Origin of the sequence: Bifidobacterium sp. ESL0745 (genome assembly GCF_029433335.1) — a bacterium.
Classification (GTDB): domain Bacteria; phylum Actinomycetota; class Actinomycetes; order Actinomycetales; family Bifidobacteriaceae; genus Bifidobacterium.
Genome location: NZ_JAQTHX010000001.1, coordinates 861,244 through 881,618, shown reverse-complemented (window position 1 = coordinate 881,618; position 20,375 = coordinate 861,244). Strand labels below are relative to the sequence as shown.

The following is a 20,375-nucleotide window of genomic DNA, read 5'->3' as shown; positions in this document are numbered from 1 at the left end:
CTATGACGTGGTTGGGCGTGGATTTGGGAGATGCCAGGGTCGGTTTGGCTTTGAGCGACCCTGAGCTCTCCTTTGCCCATCCCGAAGGCAACATCCAGTCCAATGGTGATTCGTTCCGGGCCTTGGACGAAGTGGTGGATTTTATCGACGATCATACCGACATTGATCGGGTGGTTGTCGGTCTTCCTTTGCTGCTGAGCGGAGAGGCGGGCAAAAGCGCCAAAAAGGCCAGGCGTTGGGCTGCAAACCTTGCCAAACGGCTTGAAATGGCCGTCCAGAGCGAGGATTATAAAATAGGCAAGGTTCCTGAAATAGTACTTCAGGACGAACGTCTCACTACGGTGAGCGCACACCACCAATTAAGCCAAGCCAGCGTTCAGAGCAGAAACCATAGGCCGGTGGTCGATCAGCAGTCGGCGGTTGTTATTCTTCAGTCGGCTTTGGACGGGCGTAACTGACGCTCCAGGACAGAGAGAGGATTCATGCCCGAAGACTTCAACGAGCTTTTCGACACCAACGCCGAGTGGGTTGGCACTGATGACCAGCCTTCAAGTGAACCACCCAAGCCTCCGAAATCCCGCCATGAAATGCGTGAGCGGAGGCTTGTAAAGCAGCGTCAACGGCGCCAGCATTTGATTATTGCGGCCATTGTGGCCGTTGTCATTGTGATTGTGGGTTGTGGCGGGTTCTTCGGCATTCGAGCCGTTGCCCGTCATTTTGGCGGTGACGATTCCAAGAGTGTCTCAACCGACTATCCGGGGCCGGGAACCGGCAAGGTATGGTTCACCATCGATACGGGCGAAGGCGTTGCCTCGATCGCCAAGAACCTGGTCAAGGCGAATGTCGTCAAGAACGCCGATACGTTTGCCAGCACGGTGTCCGCCAATAACAGCACGCTCTATCCGGGTATGTACGAGCTCAAAAAGCACATGACTTCCGTGGATGCGGTGAAAATTCTTTCTGACAAGACCAAGGCCACTGGATTCCTTGAAGTAAAGTCCGGGGAGCGCAGCGCGGATGTCATAGCCCAGGCCGCACAGCTTTCCGGCATTGACCAAGCCCAATTCGATGCCGTGGTCAACGGCGGCGGTCAGGGTATTCTGCCCCCTGAAGCCGGTGGCAAGTTCGAAGGTTGGCTGGAACCCGGCATTTACGATGTGAAAAAGAAGGGTAGCACCGCCGCTTCGATCCTCAAACAGATTGTCGACAAACGCGTCGCAAAGCTCAATGACCTGAAGGTTCCGGCGGGCCCGGAACGCGAAACCATCCTCAATATGGCCTCGATCGCCGAATCCGAAGTGAACCGACCGGAGTACTACGGCAAGGTCGTGCGTGTCATTCTCAACCGTCTTGCTCAGGGCATGGCGTTGGGTATGGATTCGACGGTGGCCTACGGCGCGAATGTAAAACCGAGCCAATTGACCAACGCCATGTTGAACGACCCGGCTGATCATTACAATACGCGCATCAACAAAGGTCTGCCGCCCACCCCGATCAGCTCGCCCGGAGACGATGCCATCAATGCCGCTATGGCCCCAACCCCCGGCAACTGGCTTTATTTCGTCACTACGAACCTGCAGACCGGCGAGACCAAGTTCGTCGCCACCGAAGCTGAATTCAACCAGATTCGTCAGGAATACAAGACCCAAAATCCTGGTGCCAACTGAGTTATTTGTTTAGTTCGTGGTGTGGTTTGTGACCAAGTTACTTTAGGCGGTTGGTCGTGGATTTGGGGGAATATACAATGCTTCGGCACCCTCCAGGCCGGTAGGCCAAGCTTTACGCCTCAGCATCGCATATTCCCCCAAATCCACTCATGTAAGCTGGGAATCTTAACGAAATCTAAGAATATTTTTGTACGCAACATAAGCGGGTTTGGCGGGATATGCGATGTTCTGGCGTAGGCTTGGCCGAACGGCCTTGAGTGTCCAGAACATTGTATATCCCGCCAAACCCGCGACCAACCTCGGAACGTAAGCTAAATAATGAATGAAGCGAAGCGAACTATAAAACGGACAAAAACGCTGCAATAATTGCGGAAGTTACGATTACGGGGACGAACGGGGCCTTTGATGAGGGAGAGGATGAGGGCTTAGAGGTTGAGGGCTTGACGAGTTTGGGGTAGAGGGGGATCCAGAGCAGGCCTAGGACGCCCATGAGAAGCCACCAATAGAGATAGGGCATGAGGCCGAATGAACCTATGGCAAGGCCAGTCAGGAACGATGCGGTGACGTCACCGAAGCCCAGGGCGCCCGGCTTTAAGCGCGAAAGCAAGAACTGGATAGCAGCGGAAAATAATGCATATCCTAGGGGCAGCAGAACTTTGGCGGGATTGTGTTCGAAGACGGAAAACGCAAGGAAGACTGCCAGCTGCGTCAACACTCCGGTCGCCACCCACGTTCGGGGCACGCGAAAACGGCGGATGTCTTCGAGCGCAAGCGCCAGTCCGCAGATCAGACTCGGCAGTACAGCAATGTAGGCCATATCGGTAAGATAGTTGATAAACCCATTATTTGACGAATGGAAAGCGCGAAAAGCGAAAAATTCAAGGTTTTCAAGGTGGTTCGTCAAGGTTCGACAAGGAGTAGGCATGTTGCGTTGGCAGACGGCTGGGGAGTCGCACGGTGAGGCGTTGGTCGCGATGATTGAGGGGCTTCCGGCCGGCGTCGAAGTGCGCTCGCAGGATATCGTGGATGCGTTGGCGCGGCGTCGTCTGGGATACGGCCGTGGGGCGCGCATGAAGTTCGAGCAGGACAAGGTGCGGCTGCTGACTGGGGTTCGTCACGGAAAGACGCTGGGATCGCCCGTGACCATCGAGATTGCCAACACCGAATGGCCGAAGTGGACCGAAGTCATGAGCGCGGATCCGCTTGATCACGAGTTGCCTCCGACCGGACGCAATGAACCGCTGACCCGTCCGCGTCCCGGTCATGCCGACCTTACCGGCATGCGCAAGTATGGTTTTGACGACGCCCGCAATGCGCTTGAGCGTTCCAGCGCCCGTGAGACGGCTTCGCGTGTGGCTTTGGGTGAGGTTGCTGCCAAATTCCTGGAGCAGACAGTCGGCATCCGCACGGTCGCCCATGTGGTTGCTTTGGGCGGTGAAAAAGCTGATACGAGTACGCTGCCGACGCCCGCCGATATCGGGGCGCTTGATGCTTCGCCGGTGCGCACACTTGACAAGGACGCGGAAAAGCGCATGATGGCCAAGGTTGACGAGGCCAAGTCCCGTGCCGATACGCTGGGCGGCGTGGTGGAGGTCATTGCCTACGGCGTGCCTGCAGGGTTGGGCGCGTATGTGGAAAGCGACCGCAGGCTTGATGCCGCGTTGGCAGGTGCATTGATGGGGATTCAGGCCATGAAGGGTGTCGAGGTCGGCGATGGATTCCTTGAGGCTGAGCGATTTGGTTCCGAGGCCCACGACGAGATGTTCGTGGATGACAACGGTCATATCCGGCGCTATTCCAACCGTTCCGGCGGCACTGAAGGCGGTATGTCCGACGGGCAGCCGATTCGTGTACGGGCTGCGATGAAGCCGATTCCTTCCATTCCGCGGGCGTTGCGTACCGTGGATGTCGCAACTGGTGAAGAGGCCAAGGCCATCAACCAGCGTTCCGATACCACCGCGGTACCGGCTGCTTCCGTTGTAGCCGAGGCCATGGTGCGCCTGACGCTGGCCAAGTTCGTGCTTGAAAAGTTCGGCGGTGACAGTGTCGAAGAGACTCGTCGCAATGCCCAGAATTATCTCGATTCCTGGCCGGAGCACATGCGCTGATCTACATTTCGCCGGAACCCGCAGGGTTTGATTGCGGCGAAGGCGAGACTCGATACGAAAGAGAAAATGCGGAATGCAGAGAGACAAGGTGTGGCAATCATGAGTGGTCATCGTCCGCTTGCCGTCATCATCGGGATGCCCGGTGCCGGTAAGACACGGGTGGGGCGTGAGGCGGCGCAGATGCTCGATGTTGATTTCGCCGACGCCGATATCGAGATTGAGCACGAGGCCGGTATGAAGATTCCCCGATATTTCGAAAAATACGGGGAACCTGCGTTCCGCGAGCTGGAAGCCGATGTCATTGCCGACTTGCTGGTCTCATTTGACGGGCTGCTCGCGCTTGGCGGTGGGGCGCCGATGACGGAATCGACGCGCGAAGTACTGGCCGATTACATTGCCGACGGTGGCAAGCTTGTCTATCTGGAAGCAGACACGCATGAGGCGATGGAACGGGCTTCCCGCAGTGGCAACCGGCCGATGCTTAACGGTGACGCCAACAAACGCTGGATGAAGCTCTATGAGGAACGTGATCCCGTTTTCCGCAAAATCTCCAATCTGCATGTGCACACCCATGGTTCGACGCCGCGCGTGGCGGCAAGGAAGCTGAGCAATATGATTCAGGAACGTATCGTTCATGTCACTGGTTCGGGCATTGAGCCCTATGACGTCTGCATCGGTGAAGGCGCATTGAACCGTTTGCCGGAAATGCTCGGAGATGACGTACTGCGAGTCGCGCTGATCCATACCCAACCCGTGCAGCGTCACTCCGATCAAGCACGAGCCCTGCTTCGCCAGTCTGGCTATGAAGTCTACGATATGGTCATTCCTGACGCGGAAAAAGGCAAGACCATCGACGTGGCCAAAACCATCTGGAAGCGGCTCGGTGAGATTGGCTTCACCCGTTCCGACGCCATCGTTGGCCTCGGAGGAGGAGCCGCGACCGATCTGGCCGGTTTTATCGCGGCCACCTGGATGCGCGGCATCCGTTATGTCAACTGCCCGACCTCGCTGCTGGCGATGGTTGACGCCTCGACAGGCGGCAAAACGGGTATCAACACCGACGAGGGCAAGAATCTGGTCGGCTCCTTCTATACGCCAGCCGGCGTGCTCGCTGATTTGCGCACGTTGAAGACGTTGCCGCGCGACATCTTTACCGAGGGACTTGGGGAGGTCACCAAATCCGGGTTCATCCGTGACACGAAGATTCTCGACATTTTGCAGGAACACGCCGAGGAATTGAGGAACTTCAACGGTGATGATTTCCTTGGTTCGCCGCTTGAGGATGTGGTCGCCGAACTCATCGAGCGCACCGTTCGCGTCAAGGCTTATCACGTTTCCAACGATTTGAAGGAAGCCGGCCTGCGAGAGTTTCTCAACTACGGGCACACGTTGGCCCATGCCATCGAGAAACTGGAGAATTTCCGCTGGCGTCATGGCAACGCCGTTGCTGTCGGTTGCGTCTACGCCGCCGAACTTTCCTGTATCCTCGGCCACATTGATCAGGAAACCGTCGATCTTCATCGTTCGATCTTCTCCTCGCTCGGCCTGCCGATTTCCTGGAATGGCGGCGATTGGGATTCGGTGCTGGCGTTGATGCACAAAGATAAGAAGGCACGCGGCAACACGCTGCGCTTCGTCATTCTCGACAGTGTTGGTCATCCGATGCACCTCGAGGATCCGCCGATGGATGCGCTCGTCGAGGCGTTCCAGCGCATTCGCGGTTGAACGATGCACAAGTCTGTAAATAGGTTTTAAAGATCAGCGGAATATCAAGGTTCTTAAAAAGCCATTTGCCGACTTGTGTTGGCAAATTTACTCCACATCACACAAAAGGACACAACAAATGACCAAGGTAATCGTCGTCAACGGGCCGAATCTCGGACGTCTGGGAGTGCGTGAACCCGACGTGTACGGCCATCAGGACTTGCAAACCCTGCGCAAAGACTGTGCCGGATGGGGCAAGACACTTGGCCTGGAGGTCGAAGTGCGCCAGTCTGACGATGAGGCCGAAGTCATCGGCTGGATGCACCAGGCCGTTGACGAGCAGACCCCTGTGGTGATGAACCCTGCCGCGTTCACCCATTACAGCTACGGTCTTTCCGACGCCGCCAAAATGGTCACGGACGCCGGCCTGCCACTGATGGAGGTGCACATCTCCAACCCGTCGGCTCGCGATTCCTTCCGCAAATACAGCGTTATCAGTCCTGTCGCCACTGGTACCATCACCGGTATGGGCTTTTACGGCTATAAGCTCGCCCTCGATGCCGTGGCTCATCTACTGGCGCGATAAAAGCATTACATTCATCCCCGCCTACGAACACGCCGAGTCAATAGAGGCTGATAGGCTGAAGTTCCATGGCAAGAGAACAAAATGATAATTCCCATGGACATGTCACCAAGCATATTTTCGTCACCGGTGGCGTTGTTTCTTCCCTTGGTAAGGGCCTGACAGCATCTTCTCTCGGTCGCCTTCTCCGTAGCCGTGGTCTCCGCGTTCTGCAGCAGAAACTCGATCCTTATATCAACGTTGACCCGGGTACAATGAACCCGTTCCAGCACGGCGAGGTCTACGTCACCGAAGACGGCGCCGAAACCGATCTGGATATCGGCCATTACGAGCGCTTCCTCGACGTCTTCCTTTCTCAGAAAGCGAACGTCACCACCGGTCAGATCTACCAGTCCGTTCTTGAGAAGGAACGCGCCGGAAAATATCTCGGCCAGTGCGTGCAAGTCATTCCACATATCACCAATGAGATCAAGAGTCGCATGCGCGCCCAGGCCGCGGATGATGTCGACGTGATCATCACCGAGATCGGCGGCACTGTCGGCGACATCGAGTCCCAGCCGTTCCTCGAGGCGGCGCGTGAGGTCAAGCGTGAACTTGGCCCGCACAACTGCATGTTCGTGCATGTCTCCCTGGTGCCATACCTGCCGGCCGCCCATGAGCTGAAGACCAAACCGACTCAGCACTCCGTGATGACCCTGCGCCAGCTCGGCATCACCCCTGACGCGCTCGTGCTGCGTAGCGACCGCCCGCTCAACCAAGGCATCAAGGACAAGATTTCCCTGATGTGTGACGTCGATGAGGAAGGCGTGGTCAACTGCGTGGATGCCCCGAGCATCTACGACGTGCCGAAGATCCTGCACAATGAGGGCCTTGACTCCTATGTGGTCCGATTCCTTGAGATGTCCGCCCACGATGTGGATTGGGCCGAATGGGACGATCTGCTCGAGCGCGTGCACCATCCGAAAGAAGAGGTCAACATCGCCATCGTCGGCAAGTACATCGACCTGCCCGATGCCTACCTTTCCGTCATCGAGGCCGTCAAGGCCGGTGGCTTCGGCAATTATGCCAAGGCCAACGTCAAGCTTGTCGCGGCTGACCTGTGCGAGTCCGAAGCTGGTGCTGATGCTGAGCTGCGTGACATGGACGGCATCATCGTTCCCGGTGGTTTCGGTGTGCGCGGTATCGACGGTAAGATCGGCGCACTGCGCTACGCCCGCGAGCACAAGCTGCCCGCATTGGGCCTGTGCCTCGGCCTGCAGTGCATGGTCATCGAGTATGCACGTGACGTGCTGGAACTTGAGGATGCTGATTCCTCCGAGTTCGAGCCCGGATGCAAGAACCCGGTCATCGCCACGATGGAAGAGCAGAAGGATATCCTCGCGAATTCGGATATGGGCCATACCATGCGTCTCGGCGCCTATCCGGCTGTGCTCAAGGAAGGTTCGCTTGTCGCCAAGCTGTACGGCACAACTCACGTCAGCGAACGCCATCGCCATCGTTACGAGGTCAACGTGGCGTATAAGGACCGTCTGCACGAAGGCGGGCTCGATATTTCCGGCGAAAGCCCCGACGGCGAGCTCACTGAGTTTGTCGAACTGCCGCAGGACGTGCATCCGTTCTACGTCGGCACACAGGCGCATCCCGAGTTCAAGTCCCGCCCGACCAAGCCGCACCCGCTGTTCCAGGGTCTGGTGAAGGCCGCGCTCGATCATCAGGAGGCCCGCAAGAGCCAGTCTGAACAGGACTGAGCCTGCCCCTGCGGCAATAATTGAGCCGAGTGTCATCATCGGTTGGTGATGCTGCTTATTGTTGCTGCAAAATCGAACGTAAGAAGACCCCGCCTCGGTGGGGTTTTCTGCTATACGTAAGATAAGTAGGATGCAGGTCAGGAAAACCTGTACCAAAGCCAAATCGGTGTAATGATGCAGAAATCGTCAATATGTAACACTTGTGAATTAAATCACTTTCGTTGTCGGCGTTCTTTCTTACACAACCCTAGTAATAAAAGTCCGATTCTGTTACGTTTATATTGAGTGTAGTCAATGATGGGAGGCAGCGTACGGTGGCAGAAAAACCAACACCAAACGCCGCGTCTGATACGGAGATGAGCCAGTATGTGGCTGATCGTGAACGTGTCAACGAGGATAAGATCAAAAAGGATGACGAGATCATCCAGGAATTCGGCGAGTACAACTACGGCTGGCACGATTCCGATGCGGCCGGTGAAGCTGCGAAGAAGGGCATTGACGAGAACGTCGTTCGCGCCATTTCCGCCGATAAGGGCGAACCGCAGTGGATGCTCGATATGCGCTTGAAGGGTTATCGTTCGTTCATCGAAAAGCCCATGCCCAAGTGGGGCGTGGATCTTTCCGATTTCGATGCCGATGATTTCAAGTATTATGTAAAGCCAATCGACAAGCCGGCCAAGAGCTGGGAAGACCTGCCCACAGATATCCGCAATACATACGATAAGTTGGGCATTCCCGATGCAGAAAAGAAGCGTCTGGTCTCCGGTGTCGCCGCGCAGTACGAGTCCGAGGTCATCTACAACTCCATTCAGGAGGACCTGAAGAAGGAAGGCGTGATTTTCACCGATACGGATACTGCATTGCGCGAGTATCCGGATCTGGTCAAGAAATATTTCGCGACCGTCATTCCTTATGATGACAACAAATTCGCGGCGCTCAACACGGCTGCATGGTCCGGCGGCTCGTTCGTCTACGTTCCCAAGGGTGTTCACGTCGATATCCCGCTACAGGCCTATTTCCGTATCAATACGCCGAACATGGGCCAGTTCGAACGCACGTTGATCATCGCCGAGGAAGGCTCCTACGTCCACTACGTCGAAGGCTGCACGGCCCCGATCTACGCGACGGATTCGCTGCATGCGGCCAACGTCGAGATCATCGTCGGCAAGAACGCCCGCGTGCGCTATACGACCGTGCAGAACTGGTCGAACAACGTTTACAATCTCGTCACCCAGCGCGCCTACGTCAAAGAGGGCGGCACCATGGAATGGGTCGATGGCAATATCGGCTCCAAGGCGAGTATGAAGTACCCGTCCTGCATCCTGGCCGAGCCATACGCCAAGGCCTCCACCATGTCGCTGAGCTTCGCCGGAAAAGGACAGTATCAGGACACCGGCGCCAAGATGATCCATCTTGCCCCGCACACGAGCTCCACCATCGTCGCCAAGTCGATTTCGCGCGGCGGCGGACGTTGCGCATACCGCGGCCTGGTCAAGGTTATTGACGGTGCCAAGGGATCGAGCTCTTCGGTGGTCTGCGACACACTGTTGGTCGATGATTACTCGCGTTCCGACACCTATCCGCATGTCGACATCCGCGAGGACGACGTAACGATGGCGCACGAGGCGACCGTTTCCAAGGTCTCCGAGGACCAGCTCTTCTACCTGATGAGCCGAGGGCTGGAGGAGAAGGAAGCCATGGGTATGATCGTGCGAGGATTCGTCGAGCCAATCAGCCGCGAACTGCCGATGGAATACGCGTTGGAGCTCAACAGGCTGGTCGAGTTGCAAATGGAAGGATCGGTGGGCTGATCGATGGCCGAAAAAGAAGTGAATATTCCAGTGGCGGATCCCAATGATCCCTACGCGATGCCGGCGGCCATGCCGTCCAGCGCCGACAATGAGCGTCGTTCGTTCGAGGTCGAGGACTTCAAGATGCCGACGCGCAAGCAGGAAGATTGGCGCTATACGCCGCTCGAACGTATCGAGGAGTTCTTCAGCGTCTTCACCCCAAGTGGTGAGACTGAGGTAACCGTCAGTAATATTGACGGAACGCCGATTGATAACAGCAAAGTGACCAAGTCGGTCATTGACCGTAGTGAGGCTCCTTCAGGAACTGTGATGAAGCCGAATGACCGTGTTTCGGCCGTCGAATGGAACAGTGGTAGCAAAACCGTCGTCGTTTCCATCTCCGGAGAGCTTGATCAGCCGGTACTGGTGGAAGTCGAAGGTCATGGCACGGACCTTGATTCTTTGCATCTTGTGCTTCAGATTGCCGACCGTACGCACGCCGATATCGTCGTACGTCATCAGGGTCTGGCCCGTCTTGCCGAGGGCATCGAAATCATCACCGGCAAGGACTCCCACGTTTCCACGACCTTCGTGCAGGAATGGGACAGGGGCTCCAAACATGTGGGCAACCAGCGCATCCACGTCGGCGACAACGCCTCGCTTCGCCACGCCGTGGTCACCCTCGGTGGCGACGTCGTGCGTCTGCGCATGGATCAGGAATTCGGCGGACCTCAGGGCGACCTCAACATGCTCGGCATCTACTTCGCCGAGGCCGGCCAGCATCTGGAACATCGCACGATGGTGGTTCACAACTATCCGGAGTGTAAGTCCCGCGTGGTCTACAAGGGTGCTTTGGATGGCAAGGACGCACATTCGACGTGGGTCGGCAACGCGCTGATCCAGCCGCAGGCGCCGAACACTGATTCCTACGAACTCAACCGTAACTTGGTGCTCACACCTGGTCCTGTGGCCGATTCCGAGCCCAACCTCGAAATCGAGAACGGCAACATCATCGGTGCCGGCCACGCCAGCTCCGTCGGCCACTTTGACGACGAAGAGCTCTTCTACCTGCAGTCGCGTGGCATCACGGAATCCGAGGCCCGCAAGCTGGTAGTTCGTGGTTTCTTCGCTGATCTGATCGAACAAATAGGCGTGCCCAGCATCGCCGAACACCTTATGAATGTCATTGACCGCAGGCTCGCGCGCGGCGAAAGTGCCGACATGCAAGCGGTATTGGAGGATAAGTAATGTCAACATTGGAAATCAAGGATCTCTACGCATCGGTGGAGACCAAGGAAGGCCGCAAGCAGATCTTGAAGGGTGCGACCCTGACCGTCAATTCCGGCGAAACGCATGCCATCATGGGTCCCAACGGTTCCGGCAAGTCCACGCTGGCCTACACGCTGGCCGGCCACCCGAAGTACTTCGTCGATTCCGGCGAGGCCCTGCTTGACGGCGAGGACCTGCTGAAGATGAAGCCCGACGAGCGCGCGAAGGCCGGCCTGTTCCTGGCCATGCAGTATCCGGTGGAAGTGCCGGGCGTATCGATGACCAACTTCCTGCGCACCGCCAAGACCGAGGTCGACGGCAAGGCTCCGGCCATCCGCACCTGGACCAAGGAACTGCAGGACGCGATGAAGAACCTCAGAATGGACAAGAAGTTCGCTTCCCGTTCCGTCAACGAAGGTTTCTCCGGCGGCGAGAAGAAGCGTGCCGAAGTGCTGCAACTTGAGCTTTTGAAGCCCAAGTTCGCCATCATGGATGAAACCGATTCAGGCCTTGACGTTGACGCGCTGCGCATTGTCTCCGAAGGTGTGAACCGCGCCAAGGCAAACACCGGACTCGGGATTATGCTCATTACGCATTACACGCGCATTTTGAAGTATATCAAGCCGGATATTGTGCATGTCTTCGCTGGCGGACGGTTTGTCAAGACTGGCGGGCCTGAGCTGGCGGATGAACTCGAAGAGACTGGATATGATCAGTATCTGCCGGAGGGGTCTACGGAATCGGCGCTTGCTTGATTTAGTTTGATGACTAGTTACATTTCGTAGCTAACTTGCTTTTGTCGGTTGGTCGCGGATTGGGAAAGAATGTCTTGTTTCGGAACCCTCAAGGCCGGTAGGCCGAGCTTTACTCCTCAACAAGGCATTCTTTCCCAATCCGCTTATGTTGCGTTTGTTTGGCAGGTTATTTTTTTAGGGCTTTGGAAGATTTCGATACATCGAGTATCGAAATCTGCAGGCTTCGCCTGTACGGTTACAGCGTGGTTTAGCAATTTTGATAGCTAAGAAAAATTTCTGTTCAGTCAGAATTTTTTGACTATTGTTGAGTTGGATACGTAATGAGTGGTGGGGAGGGATATGCGATGTCAGACCGTAAAGACTTGGCCTGTAAAATCTGGAGATTTTACTTTCGTGCTCGGGTTTTGCGCTCACTTTGGCTACGTTCAATCCACTGGACTGAACGCTTAACGCCAAAGCCCAGAGCGTGTGTCGGACATCGTATATCCCTCCCCACCACGGGAGTCGAAGCTTTATAGAATTAAATGAGTATGAGAGGCAATGATGGTGGATTTTTTGGAGTTGCGGAAGCAGTTTCCTATTTTGGGGCAGGAGGTCCATGGACATCAGCTGGTGTACTTTGACTCTGCGGCTACTGCGCAGAAGCCGCAGTGCGTGATTGATGCCGAGAGTCGGTTCTACGAGACCATCAATGCCGGGGTGCATCGTGGGGCGCATGAGTTGGCTGCTCGTAGCACTGTTGCCTTTGAAGAGGCTCGTGCCAAGGTTGCTAAGTTGGTTGGTGCCAACTCTGTTGAAGGGCAGGAAGAGATCGTTGTTACTGCCGGTGCAACCGCGGGGCTCAATCTGCTGGCCACCGCCTTTGGCAATGCCTCGCTGGGACGCGGCGGGGACGCGGCCAAGAGGTTTGCTTTGAAGCCGGGGGACGAGATCGTCGTTTCCAAAGCCGAACATCATTCAGTTTTGCTGCCATTCCAGGAATTGGCTTATCGCACCGGCGCCACGCTGAAGTGGTTCGACCTGACCGATGATGGACGTATTCGTTCCGATACCGCCGATGAGGTCATCACCGACCGCACCAAGATTGTCGCGGTTACGCATATCAGCAACGTCACCGGGGCCATCACCGATATTGAACCCATTATCAAACGGGCGCATGAAGTCGGTGCCATCTTTATCCTCGACGCTTGTCAGTCTGTTCCGCATCTGAAAATCGATTTCCACAAGATGGATGTCGATTTCGCCGCCTGGAGCGCGCACAAGATGTATGGGCCTACCGGCGTCGGCTTCTTGTACGGCAAGCGAGAGTTCCTGGAAGCCCTCCCGCCGGCCAGTTTCGGTGGGTCGATGGTCGAACTCGCCTGGATGGACAAGCCGGCGGAGTATATGGAACCACCAGCACGTTTTGAAGCCGGAACCCAGCCTGTCGCTCAGGTTGTTGCCGCAGGTGTCGCCGCCGATTGGATGCGTGAAATCGGGATGGAAAACGTCGAGGCTCACGAAAAGACTATTACTGCAGAGCTCCTTAAGTTGAACGATGTCCCTGGCTTCCGTGTGCTTGGTCCGTTAGAGAACAAGGATCGTATCGGCACAGTGTCGTTCGATGTCGAAGGCGTGCATCCCCATGATGTTGGCCAGTTCTTCGACGCACAGGGCGTCGCCGTGCGTGTTGGTCACCATTGCGCCCAGCCCGTACATCGTCATTTCGGCCTCTTCGCATCGAGCCGTGCTTCGACCGGCGTGTACAATACCGTCGAGGAAGCCAAACAACTAGTCGAAACGGCCGGTAAAGTCCGTTCGTTCTTTGAGGTGTGAGCAATGAGTGATTTTGGTATGAGCGGGGACGATCTCGAACAGATGTATCAGGAGGTCATCCTGGACGCGTCAAAACATCCGCATGGCAAGGAGCATTTCGCCGCGGACGTGACCAAGGAGCCGAGCGACGGCACCAACGATACCGGCGAGACGACTGTGCGTGCCAGCCACGAATACTGCACGCCGGGGGAGTCCCACCAGTTCAATCCGACCTGTGGCGACCAGGTGACTGTTCATGTCGAAGTCTCCGAGTCGGAGCCGCACAAGATCGAACGTTTGGTGTGGGACGGCAGTGGTTGCTCCATTTCCACGGCCAGCCTGTCGATGATGGTCGACTTGGTCGATGGCAAGACGGTTGACGAGGCCATGCGGCTTGAGGGCGTCTTCCAAAAGCTGATGAAATCACGCGGTGCTGGTCTTGATAATGACGCCGACGAAGAGGCTCTGGGCGATGCCGTGGTGTTCCAAGGCGTCTCGAAGTACCCGATGCGTATCAAATGCGCATTGCTGGGCTGGGCTGGTCTCAAGGATTCGTTGGCCAAGGCGTTGGCGGCGGATAAGTAGCTTTGACTATGTGATAAACCGACGCGCGCGTTGATCATTGGCATATGCCTGATGGACAAGAGGCATGCATCAAACTGAATGTCGTGGCTGTGATTCGCCAGGTGGCGTGATTACGCTATCCGCTTGTGTCAATCGCACTGAATACATGACATAATAATGGTGGTTTCACCGCACAGGAGGCAATATGGAAAGCCAAGACAATCTCGTTCCCACGCCGCAGTCGTCGATTCTTGATTCGGCGGTCAAAGCGCTTGGCAGCGAGGAAAAGGGCCAGGCAGCTGTCGCCAATCCGAGTGCGGTGGGTTCACTCGATAAGTTTGATAAGCAGGATGAAGCGACTTCCGAAAAGGCCGAGGCTCCCACAGGGTCTGCTGGCAACACCGTCAAAGACGAAGAGACGGGTATCCCGCTGACCTCCTTCAACGACATCGGTAAAGCAACCGCTGCCGACGTGCGCGAGGCATTGCATCAGGTCATCGACCCCGAACTGGGCATCGACGTCATCGATCTGGGCTTGGTCTATGGCATCGAAATCGATGAAAAGGGACGTGCCATCATCACGATGACGCTGACCACGCCAGCTTGTCCGCTGACCGATCTGCTTGAGGACGAGTGCGCTTCGACATTGGCTGGACTTGTAGAGGAATTCCGTATCGATTGGACATGGCAACCGCGTTGGACGCTTGACATGATTCGTCCTGAGGGCCGAGAACAGCTTGAAGCCATTGGCTTCAACTTCGACAACATGCCGAAGTACTGACAAGGTTTACTTCAGTCTTCTCAATATGGTCGTTTGGTCATCAGCGACCGGTTTTCAGCTTTTACTATTCTGGATACAGAAAATAGTTCACTGAGCTGACATTAATGAACGGTTTTTCGGTATAACAAACTTACTGTGCCGAAAACCGTCGGTAAAGAAATTTGAGTGGCTGTTTTTCGGCACAGTTTTCAGCTCATGTCAAAAAACAATTATTCGCATCGCTGAGGCGAGATGATAGAACACCTTTTTGTCTGTGTTCAGTCCTTAATAACAGTGCGTTTCGGAACGATGGTGATGCCGTCCTTGACGGTGAATCCTCGGGCGAGGTCGTGCTCCATGTCGATGCCCACGGTTGCGTTCTCTTCCAAAATGACGTTCTTGTCAAGGATGGCCTTGCAGACGCGGGCGCGGCGGCCGATGATAACCCCGTCGAAAAGGATGGAATCGACGACCTGCGACCACGAATTGACGCGGACGTTGGGCGAAAGCACCGAATGCTGCACGTCGCCGCCCGAAACGATGACGCCCGGTGAGATGATGGACTCGGTGGCCCTGCCGATGCGATTGGTTTCCGAGCGAACGAATTTAGCCGGCGGCATATTGCCGGAAAGCGTATAAATCGGCCAATCCTGGTTGTAGAGGTTAAACGGCGGATTGTACTCGATCAGATCCATGTGGGCCTCATAGAACTGCCTGATGGTGCCCACGTCCCTCCAATAGGCCCGGTCGTATTTGGTGGCTCCGGGAATCTCGTTCTCGCTGAAATCGTAGACGCCAGCCTCATGGCGTTCGGAGAAGTAAGGGGCGATATCGCCGCCCATATCATGTTTGGTATCTTCGGCCTTTTCATCTTCCGCCAGCGCTGCGAAAAGCGCATCGGTGTTGGCGATGTAATTGCCCATGGAAGCGAGGATCTGGTCGGGGTGGCTGGGCATTGATTCGGTGGTCTCGGGCTTTTCCTTGAAACCGCGAATCATGTGTGGATGATCCGGGTCGACGTCGATGACGCCGAACTGACGTGAAGCCGCAAGAGGTTGGCGAATGCCGGCGACAGTGAATTCAGCACCGGATTCGATATGCTGCTTGAGCATCTGGCCGAAGTCCATGCGATAGACGTGGTCGGCTCCGACGATGACCACGTAGTCGGGTTGTTCGTCCTCAATGATGTTGATGGTCTGGTAGACCGCGTCCGCCGAACCCAAATACCAGTGCTTGCCTAGGCGTTGCTGTGCAGGAACCGGGGAAACATAGGCGTCGAGCAAGGGTGAGAAGCGCCAGACCTTGGAGATATGCCGATCCAGCGAATGTGATTTGTATTGCGTTAATACGACGATCTGCGAATAGCCGGAATTGACCAGATTGCTCAGGGGAAAATCGACAAGTCGGTAGACGCCGCCGAACGGCACCGCAGGCTTGGCGCGGTCGCGGGTCAGGGGCATCAGACGCGTGCCTTCGCCGCCCGCCAATACGATTGCCAATACCTTAGGATTCTTCGCCATTTCCTACCCCCTCCGGTGCCGCGTCCGGGCGGCCGGTTCGGTTTCCGGTCCCAGCACAGATGCAATGTGAACCGTTCTCACGCCACCTGTACGGCCGCGAGAAGTTCACCTTTGCGCACGACCTTTTCTACCCATCACTGTATCGGATTGAGCCGACGTGAAACGCCCGAGGACTACTGAAACGTCTAGTTTTGCTTGACTCTCGTCGCATAGAAGGCGACGGCGCTTGAAGCGGCCACGTTGAGACTGTCGACGCCGTTGCTCATGGGGATTTTGACAGTCAGGTCGGTGTTGGCGATGGTGCGATGCGCCAATCCGTCGCCTTCCGTGCCGAATATGAGGGCGAGCTTGTCGATATGATCGGGTTCGTTCGTTTCGTTGTCAAGTCGTCTGGTCAGTTCGTCGAGACTGATGGAATCGTCGGTCAGTGCCATTGCGACAGTCGTGAAACCAAGGTCATTCAGTTTTCTGAGCCCGCGTATGGGCCAGTATTTCCGGTCTTCTTCCTTGGTGTGACGATTGCGGAAATCAGAATCAAAGTTCGGCTGGATTTCTCTCTCATCACGTCGATTGTTCATGCCTGCGAAAGATTTGTCCGAATTGTTGCCGACAGAATCGATGACGTCGGTATCGTTGTTCTTGGCATTATCCAAGGTAACCATTCCATGATCTTGTGATGTTTCCGATCCGCAAGTATCGTTGTTTTCGGTTTCTACGTCCAATGTTTCGGCATCGATACGAGTCCATGGTACCTGAAATACCGTACCCATCGATACGCGTGCCGCACGACGATAGAGCGGGTCGCCGCAAGAAGGGGTAACCAGCACGGCATCCACGTCAAGCGCTGCCGCTGAACGCATGATCGCGCCGACGTTGGTGTGATCGACGATGTTTTCCATGACGGCAATCCGTCGGGCATTCTTGCAGAGTTCCCTTACAGTTGGCAACTTCCAGCGACGCATCGCGGCAAGGGCACCGCGATGCAGCCGATACCCGGTCAGCTTCTTGAGTTGTTCAGGAGAGGAGACATATACCGGAACATTCTTGCCCCAGCGTTTGTCGATGCGCTTGAAAATATCACTCATGCCATCAAGCCAAGGCTCTTCGACCAGCAGCGAAACGGGTTCGCGTCCTGCGGCCAGTGCCCGGTCGATGACCTTTGGCGATTCGGCGATGAAGATGCCTTTTTCCGGTTCAAGCCGGTTGCGCAGCTGAGCTTCGGTAAGACCTACGTATGCGGCCACCCGTTCGTCATCGACTGATTCGATATTGATGATCCGCATGTTCTATGGTCCTTTTACTCAAGAAGCTACTGCAACAACTTGTATCTCTTTGTGCCAGCAGTGTGCAAACTGGGCTCAAACTCTGCGTTGAAAAGTGGCCGGATATACTAAGACCCCTTGATTTTCAAGGGGTCTCAAGTTTTCAGTTTTCGTGCCCAGGACGGGAGTTGAACCCGTACTCCTGTAAAATTATAGGAACTAGCACCTCAAGCTAGCGCGTCTACCATTCCGCCACCTGGGCAGGTGTCGTTCAAGCAACAGATAGAACTATACACCATTCCTCAGTCGTTTGGCGGGTCGGTGTGTCGGAAACTTTGGGTCATCGGTTGGAGCGAAGGTTTTTCCGGACACATAAATACATATCTAGTGGAAGGAACATTACAAAGACGGGTTGGGAAAAGGTCTGTCTGCATAGATGATTCCCTTGTCTGCAGACCGGTGTTAGTAAAAGAATCAGGGTAGAATAAGACTTTGTTCTTTGATACACCGGAAATTGGGGACGATATGGCGGAAGCGCAGCAGTCACGGAAAAGCGGAAAAAAGCGTGGTACGCGCATTGTCCTGGTGATAGCGCTGGTGGTGGCGTTGGTCGTGGTCTTGGGTGTGGCTCTTTTCAATCCTGCCTATTCCTATTACCGCAAGGGTATGGGACAATGCGTGCAATGGTCAAATTCGTATAAGCTTGCCGCCGCGCATTTGGACACCCTGATATCGGAAGACACCGCTTTGGTCAAGCAGGGCGAGATGAGCAACAAATCGCGACAATCGACCATTTCCGACAGCACTTTTGAACAGGCAAGGCACGTGTTGGCAACCGCGCAGAATCAGCGTGACAAAGTCAGAACCCAGGAATCCACCAATCCTGTTATGAACTGTACCACCAGGCAATTGACGCCGAAACTCAACGCCGAGACCAAACGGGAACACGAATGGGTAAATACGCTGCAACGGCAGATTTCGGAATTGAACAAGGCATTCGCACCGGCGCTTGTTTTGAAAGATGCAGACCCTGCGGCTTCCAGAACCGCTCAAAGCGAACTGAAGTCAGTGACTGCCGGGGTGGCGGGATTCGCCAAGTCGCAGAAAGTCACTATCGATAGCGCGACGCTGGCACAACTCAACAAAGCCATCGATCAGGCCAATGACGATGTTGCCAAGGCGGCTTCTTATTCGGTCTGCAAACGTGACGAAGACGAACTCTACGCAACCGCCGATAAGGCTGTCGCGGCGCATAACAAGGCCAAAGGTATCAATTGCGGCACGCAACGTTGTGTGGCACTGACCTTTGACGACGGGCCTGACCCGACATTGACGCCGAAACTGGTCATTGATCTCAAATCAGCGAATGCCACAGCGACGTTTTTCGAGATGGGTCAGAAAGTGCAGGCCGACGGCGGTGCGTTAGCGCGTCAGGTCACGCAGGCCGGTTTCCCTGTGGAAAGCCACACGTGGAGCCATGAGGATCTGCCGGCCATCATGCAGAACCATCATGAACAGCAGCAGATCAACGATACCGGTAACATCATCGGTTCGGCTACGGGATCCCCCGTTAACTTCGTGCGTCCCCCGCATGGTGCCGCGGACGAGGCAAGCCGCACGTATATCGGCGAGCAGACCGGTGCCGCGATTGCCATGTATGGGGTGGATTCCTACGATTGGTCGAATGGCGCTACCTCGTCATCTCTGACCCGCAAGATCATGTCACAAATCGAGCCTGGCGCAATCGTTCTCATGCACGATATCCACCCTCATACCGTCGCTGCCGTTCCTGGCGTCATTTCCAAGCTCGGCAAGAAGGGCTATCGTTTCGTCACTATTCCGGAACTGACCGGCGAATACCCACGAGCCGGTGCCGTCTACTATTCCCGTGACGACATTCTGCGTATGTAGGCGGTTCGTCCGTGGCTCCAGTAGCCTTGAATTATGACAAGTCCACTTTTTGTATTTGACGCCGAACATGACGACGTACCGGTCAATCGTGACGAGCTGCGTGCCGGCTGGACGATAACCTTGCCACCCGCCATCAAACGGCACGCGTTGGGTGCCATGCGTTTGCAAAACGGCGACAAACTCCAGCTTTCCGACGGGCGCGGGTTACGTATCGACGCCGAAGTGGTCGATACACAGAACGGGTTGGTCAAGGTCTCGGAATTCACCACGGAAGAGCAGCCGGTCACTCGGCTTGCGCTGGTGCAGGCGCTCGCGAAAACCGGGCACGACGTTGAGGCCATCGACATGGCCACGCAGATCGGTGTGGATGAGGTGGTGCCATGGCAGGCCAACCGTTCGATTTCCAAGTGGAAGGCCGGACGTACCGACCGCAAATGGGATCAGACGTTGATCGCGGCCACCGAACAATCGCGTCGGGCATGGAAACCGGCTTTGGATGATTGCGTTTCCAGCAAGCAGGTCGTGGCGATATGCCGTCGGGCGTGTGTTCATCATGGGCTGGTAATTGTGCTGCACCAGGACGCGACCTCGACATGGGACGGCATCGAGCAGAAGGTCGCCGCACTTGAGCAACGCTGCCTAGACGACGGCAAACCCCGCAGGGTTTATGTTGTGGTCGGCCCGGAAGGCGGCATCAGCGACGAAGAGGTGGAGCAATTCACCGATGCGGGTGCCGAGGTCTGTGTACTCGGCAAGAACATCATGCGGGCTTCGAGTGCAGGTCCGGTGGCGTTGACTCTATTGGCGCGTGCACTGGGAAGGTTCGCTTAGTTTTCGGCGGTGCGAGTATCGGAATCTCCGTGTCGTATACGTTTGTGATGGTCTTTCTGTCTCTAACCCCATCTTCGTCTTGTGGTAGGAACAGGAATCTCCAATACTG

The 20,375-nt window shown here is 55.7% G+C and carries 17 protein-coding genes and 1 tRNA gene; 14 read left to right on the top strand and 4 right to left on the bottom strand.

What is annotated here, in order from left to right:
* Positions 1-2 precede the first annotated feature (2 nt).
* Together ruvX and mltG are read left to right on the top strand one after the other, a co-directional pair.
* A complete protein-coding gene (ruvX, locus tag PT275_RS03385) occupies positions 3-458 on the top strand; it encodes a Holliday junction resolvase RuvX (RefSeq protein ID WP_277152326.1) in 456 nt (151 codons plus the stop codon).
* Positions 459-482: 24 nt separating this feature from the next.
* Positions 483-1,667, top strand: a complete 1,185-nt coding sequence (gene mltG / locus PT275_RS03380; RefSeq protein WP_277152324.1) for an endolytic transglycosylase MltG — start codon at positions 483-485, stop codon at positions 1,665-1,667.
* A 337-nt stretch (positions 1,668-2,004) separates the two neighbouring features.
* Here mltG and PT275_RS03375 read toward each other — a convergent pair whose 3' ends face one another.
* Positions 2,005-2,484: a peptidase A24 gene (locus tag PT275_RS03375; protein ID WP_277152322.1), complete on the bottom strand. Its 480-nt coding sequence runs from the start codon at positions 2,482-2,484 to the stop codon at positions 2,005-2,007.
* Positions 2,485-2,590: 106 nt separating this feature from the next.
* Here PT275_RS03375 and aroC point away from each other — a divergent pair, with 106 nt between their 5' ends.
* The 10 genes from aroC to PT275_RS03325 all read left to right on the top strand — a co-directional run bounded on the left by aroC (position 2,591) and on the right by PT275_RS03325 (position 14,763).
* Positions 2,591-3,775, top strand: a complete 1,185-nt coding sequence (gene aroC / locus PT275_RS03370; RefSeq protein WP_277152320.1) for a chorismate synthase — start codon at positions 2,591-2,593, stop codon at positions 3,773-3,775.
* Positions 3,776-3,874: 99 nt separating this feature from the next.
* Positions 3,875-5,500: a bifunctional shikimate kinase/3-dehydroquinate synthase gene (locus PT275_RS03365; protein ID WP_277152317.1), complete on the top strand. Its 1,626-nt coding sequence runs from the start codon at positions 3,875-3,877 to the stop codon at positions 5,498-5,500.
* A gap of 118 nt (positions 5,501-5,618) precedes the next feature.
* The gene (locus tag PT275_RS03360; RefSeq protein WP_277152315.1) at positions 5,619-6,065 is read left to right on the top strand and encodes a type II 3-dehydroquinate dehydratase; all 447 of its coding nucleotides are present in this window, start codon (positions 5,619-5,621) and stop codon (positions 6,063-6,065) included.
* Between the two features lie 65 nt (positions 6,066-6,130).
* Complete coding sequence (locus PT275_RS03355) at positions 6,131-7,810, top strand: CTP synthase (RefSeq protein ID WP_277152313.1); 1,680 nt, start codon at positions 6,131-6,133, stop codon at positions 7,808-7,810.
* A gap of 356 nt (positions 7,811-8,166) precedes the next feature.
* The gene (gene sufB / locus PT275_RS03350; protein WP_277153644.1) at positions 8,167-9,621 is read left to right on the top strand and encodes a Fe-S cluster assembly protein SufB; all 1,455 of its coding nucleotides are present in this window, start codon (positions 8,167-8,169) and stop codon (positions 9,619-9,621) included.
* Between the two features lie 3 nt (positions 9,622-9,624).
* Positions 9,625-10,848: a Fe-S cluster assembly protein SufD gene (gene sufD / locus PT275_RS03345; RefSeq protein WP_277152311.1), complete on the top strand. Its 1,224-nt coding sequence runs from the start codon at positions 9,625-9,627 to the stop codon at positions 10,846-10,848.
* Positions 10,848-11,624 (top strand): Fe-S cluster assembly ATPase SufC, encoded by a 777-nt coding sequence (sufC, locus tag PT275_RS03340; RefSeq protein WP_277152309.1) that lies wholly within the window; start codon positions 10,848-10,850, stop codon positions 11,622-11,624. Before sufD ends, sufC begins: the two co-directional genes overlap by 1 nt.
* Before the next feature lie 543 nt (positions 11,625-12,167).
* On the top strand, positions 12,168-13,439 hold the full coding sequence (locus tag PT275_RS03335) for a SufS family cysteine desulfurase (protein WP_277153643.1): 1,272 nt from the start codon (positions 12,168-12,170) through the stop codon (positions 13,437-13,439).
* Positions 13,440-13,442: 3 nt separating this feature from the next.
* Entirely contained in the window at positions 13,443-14,003 is a 561-nt protein-coding gene (gene sufU / locus PT275_RS03330; protein ID WP_277152307.1) for a Fe-S cluster assembly sulfur transfer protein SufU, read from the top strand.
* A gap of 184 nt (positions 14,004-14,187) precedes the next feature.
* Positions 14,188-14,763: a metal-sulfur cluster assembly factor gene (locus PT275_RS03325; RefSeq protein WP_277152304.1), complete on the top strand. Its 576-nt coding sequence runs from the start codon at positions 14,188-14,190 to the stop codon at positions 14,761-14,763.
* Between the two features lie 257 nt (positions 14,764-15,020).
* Here the strand turns inward: PT275_RS03325 and glgC are convergent, their stop codons facing one another.
* The 3 genes from glgC to PT275_RS03305 all read right to left on the bottom strand — a co-directional run bounded on the left by glgC (position 15,021) and on the right by PT275_RS03305 (position 17,786).
* On the bottom strand, positions 15,021-16,262 hold the full coding sequence (gene glgC / locus PT275_RS03320; protein ID WP_277152302.1) for a glucose-1-phosphate adenylyltransferase: 1,242 nt from the start codon (positions 16,260-16,262) through the stop codon (positions 15,021-15,023).
* Between the two features lie 185 nt (positions 16,263-16,447).
* The gene (locus PT275_RS09205; RefSeq protein WP_348519504.1) at positions 16,448-17,545 is read right to left on the bottom strand and encodes an RNA methyltransferase; all 1,098 of its coding nucleotides are present in this window, start codon (positions 17,543-17,545) and stop codon (positions 16,448-16,450) included.
* A 152-nt stretch (positions 17,546-17,697) separates the two neighbouring features.
* A tRNA-Leu gene (locus PT275_RS03305) sits at positions 17,698-17,786 on the bottom strand.
* A gap of 230 nt (positions 17,787-18,016) precedes the next feature.
* Here PT275_RS03305 and PT275_RS03300 point away from each other — a divergent pair.
* Together PT275_RS03300 and PT275_RS03295 are read left to right on the top strand one after the other, a co-directional pair.
* Complete coding sequence (locus PT275_RS03300; protein ID WP_277152300.1) at positions 18,017-19,435, top strand: polysaccharide deacetylase family protein; 1,419 nt, start codon at positions 18,017-18,019, stop codon at positions 19,433-19,435.
* A 33-nt stretch (positions 19,436-19,468) separates the two neighbouring features.
* Positions 19,469-20,266 (top strand): 16S rRNA (uracil(1498)-N(3))-methyltransferase, encoded by a 798-nt coding sequence (locus tag PT275_RS03295; protein ID WP_277152298.1) that lies wholly within the window; start codon positions 19,469-19,471, stop codon positions 20,264-20,266.
* The last annotated feature ends 109 nt before the right edge of the window (positions 20,267-20,375 follow it).

Excerpts from the sequence above, each read along its gene's own strand:
- ruvX (WP_277152326.1), top strand. The coding sequence starts at position 3 with ATGACGTGGTTGGGCGTGGATTTGGGAGATGCCAGGGTCGGTTTGGCT.
- mltG (WP_277152324.1), top strand. The coding sequence starts at position 483 with ATGCCCGAAGACTTCAACGAGCTTTTCGACACCAACGCCGAGTGGGTT.
- PT275_RS03375 (WP_277152322.1), bottom strand. The coding sequence starts at position 2,484 with ATGGCCTACATTGCTGTACTGCCGAGTCTGATCTGCGGACTGGCGCTT.
- aroC (WP_277152320.1), top strand. The coding sequence starts at position 2,591 with ATGTTGCGTTGGCAGACGGCTGGGGAGTCGCACGGTGAGGCGTTGGTC.
- PT275_RS03365 (WP_277152317.1), top strand. The coding sequence starts at position 3,875 with ATGAGTGGTCATCGTCCGCTTGCCGTCATCATCGGGATGCCCGGTGCC.
- PT275_RS03360 (WP_277152315.1), top strand. The coding sequence starts at position 5,619 with ATGACCAAGGTAATCGTCGTCAACGGGCCGAATCTCGGACGTCTGGGA.
- PT275_RS03355 (WP_277152313.1), top strand. The coding sequence starts at position 6,131 with ATGGCAAGAGAACAAAATGATAATTCCCATGGACATGTCACCAAGCAT.
- sufB (WP_277153644.1), top strand. The coding sequence starts at position 8,167 with ATGAGCCAGTATGTGGCTGATCGTGAACGTGTCAACGAGGATAAGATC.
- sufD (WP_277152311.1), top strand. The coding sequence starts at position 9,625 with ATGGCCGAAAAAGAAGTGAATATTCCAGTGGCGGATCCCAATGATCCC.
- sufC (WP_277152309.1), top strand. The coding sequence starts at position 10,848 with ATGTCAACATTGGAAATCAAGGATCTCTACGCATCGGTGGAGACCAAG.
- PT275_RS03335 (WP_277153643.1), top strand. The coding sequence starts at position 12,168 with ATGGTGGATTTTTTGGAGTTGCGGAAGCAGTTTCCTATTTTGGGGCAG.
- sufU (WP_277152307.1), top strand. The coding sequence starts at position 13,443 with ATGAGTGATTTTGGTATGAGCGGGGACGATCTCGAACAGATGTATCAG.
- PT275_RS03325 (WP_277152304.1), top strand. The coding sequence starts at position 14,188 with ATGGAAAGCCAAGACAATCTCGTTCCCACGCCGCAGTCGTCGATTCTT.
- glgC (WP_277152302.1), bottom strand. The coding sequence starts at position 16,262 with ATGGCGAAGAATCCTAAGGTATTGGCAATCGTATTGGCGGGCGGCGAA.
- PT275_RS09205 (WP_348519504.1), bottom strand. The coding sequence starts at position 17,545 with ATGCGGATCATCAATATCGAATCAGTCGATGACGAACGGGTGGCCGCA.
- PT275_RS03295 (WP_277152298.1), top strand. The coding sequence starts at position 19,469 with ATGACAAGTCCACTTTTTGTATTTGACGCCGAACATGACGACGTACCG.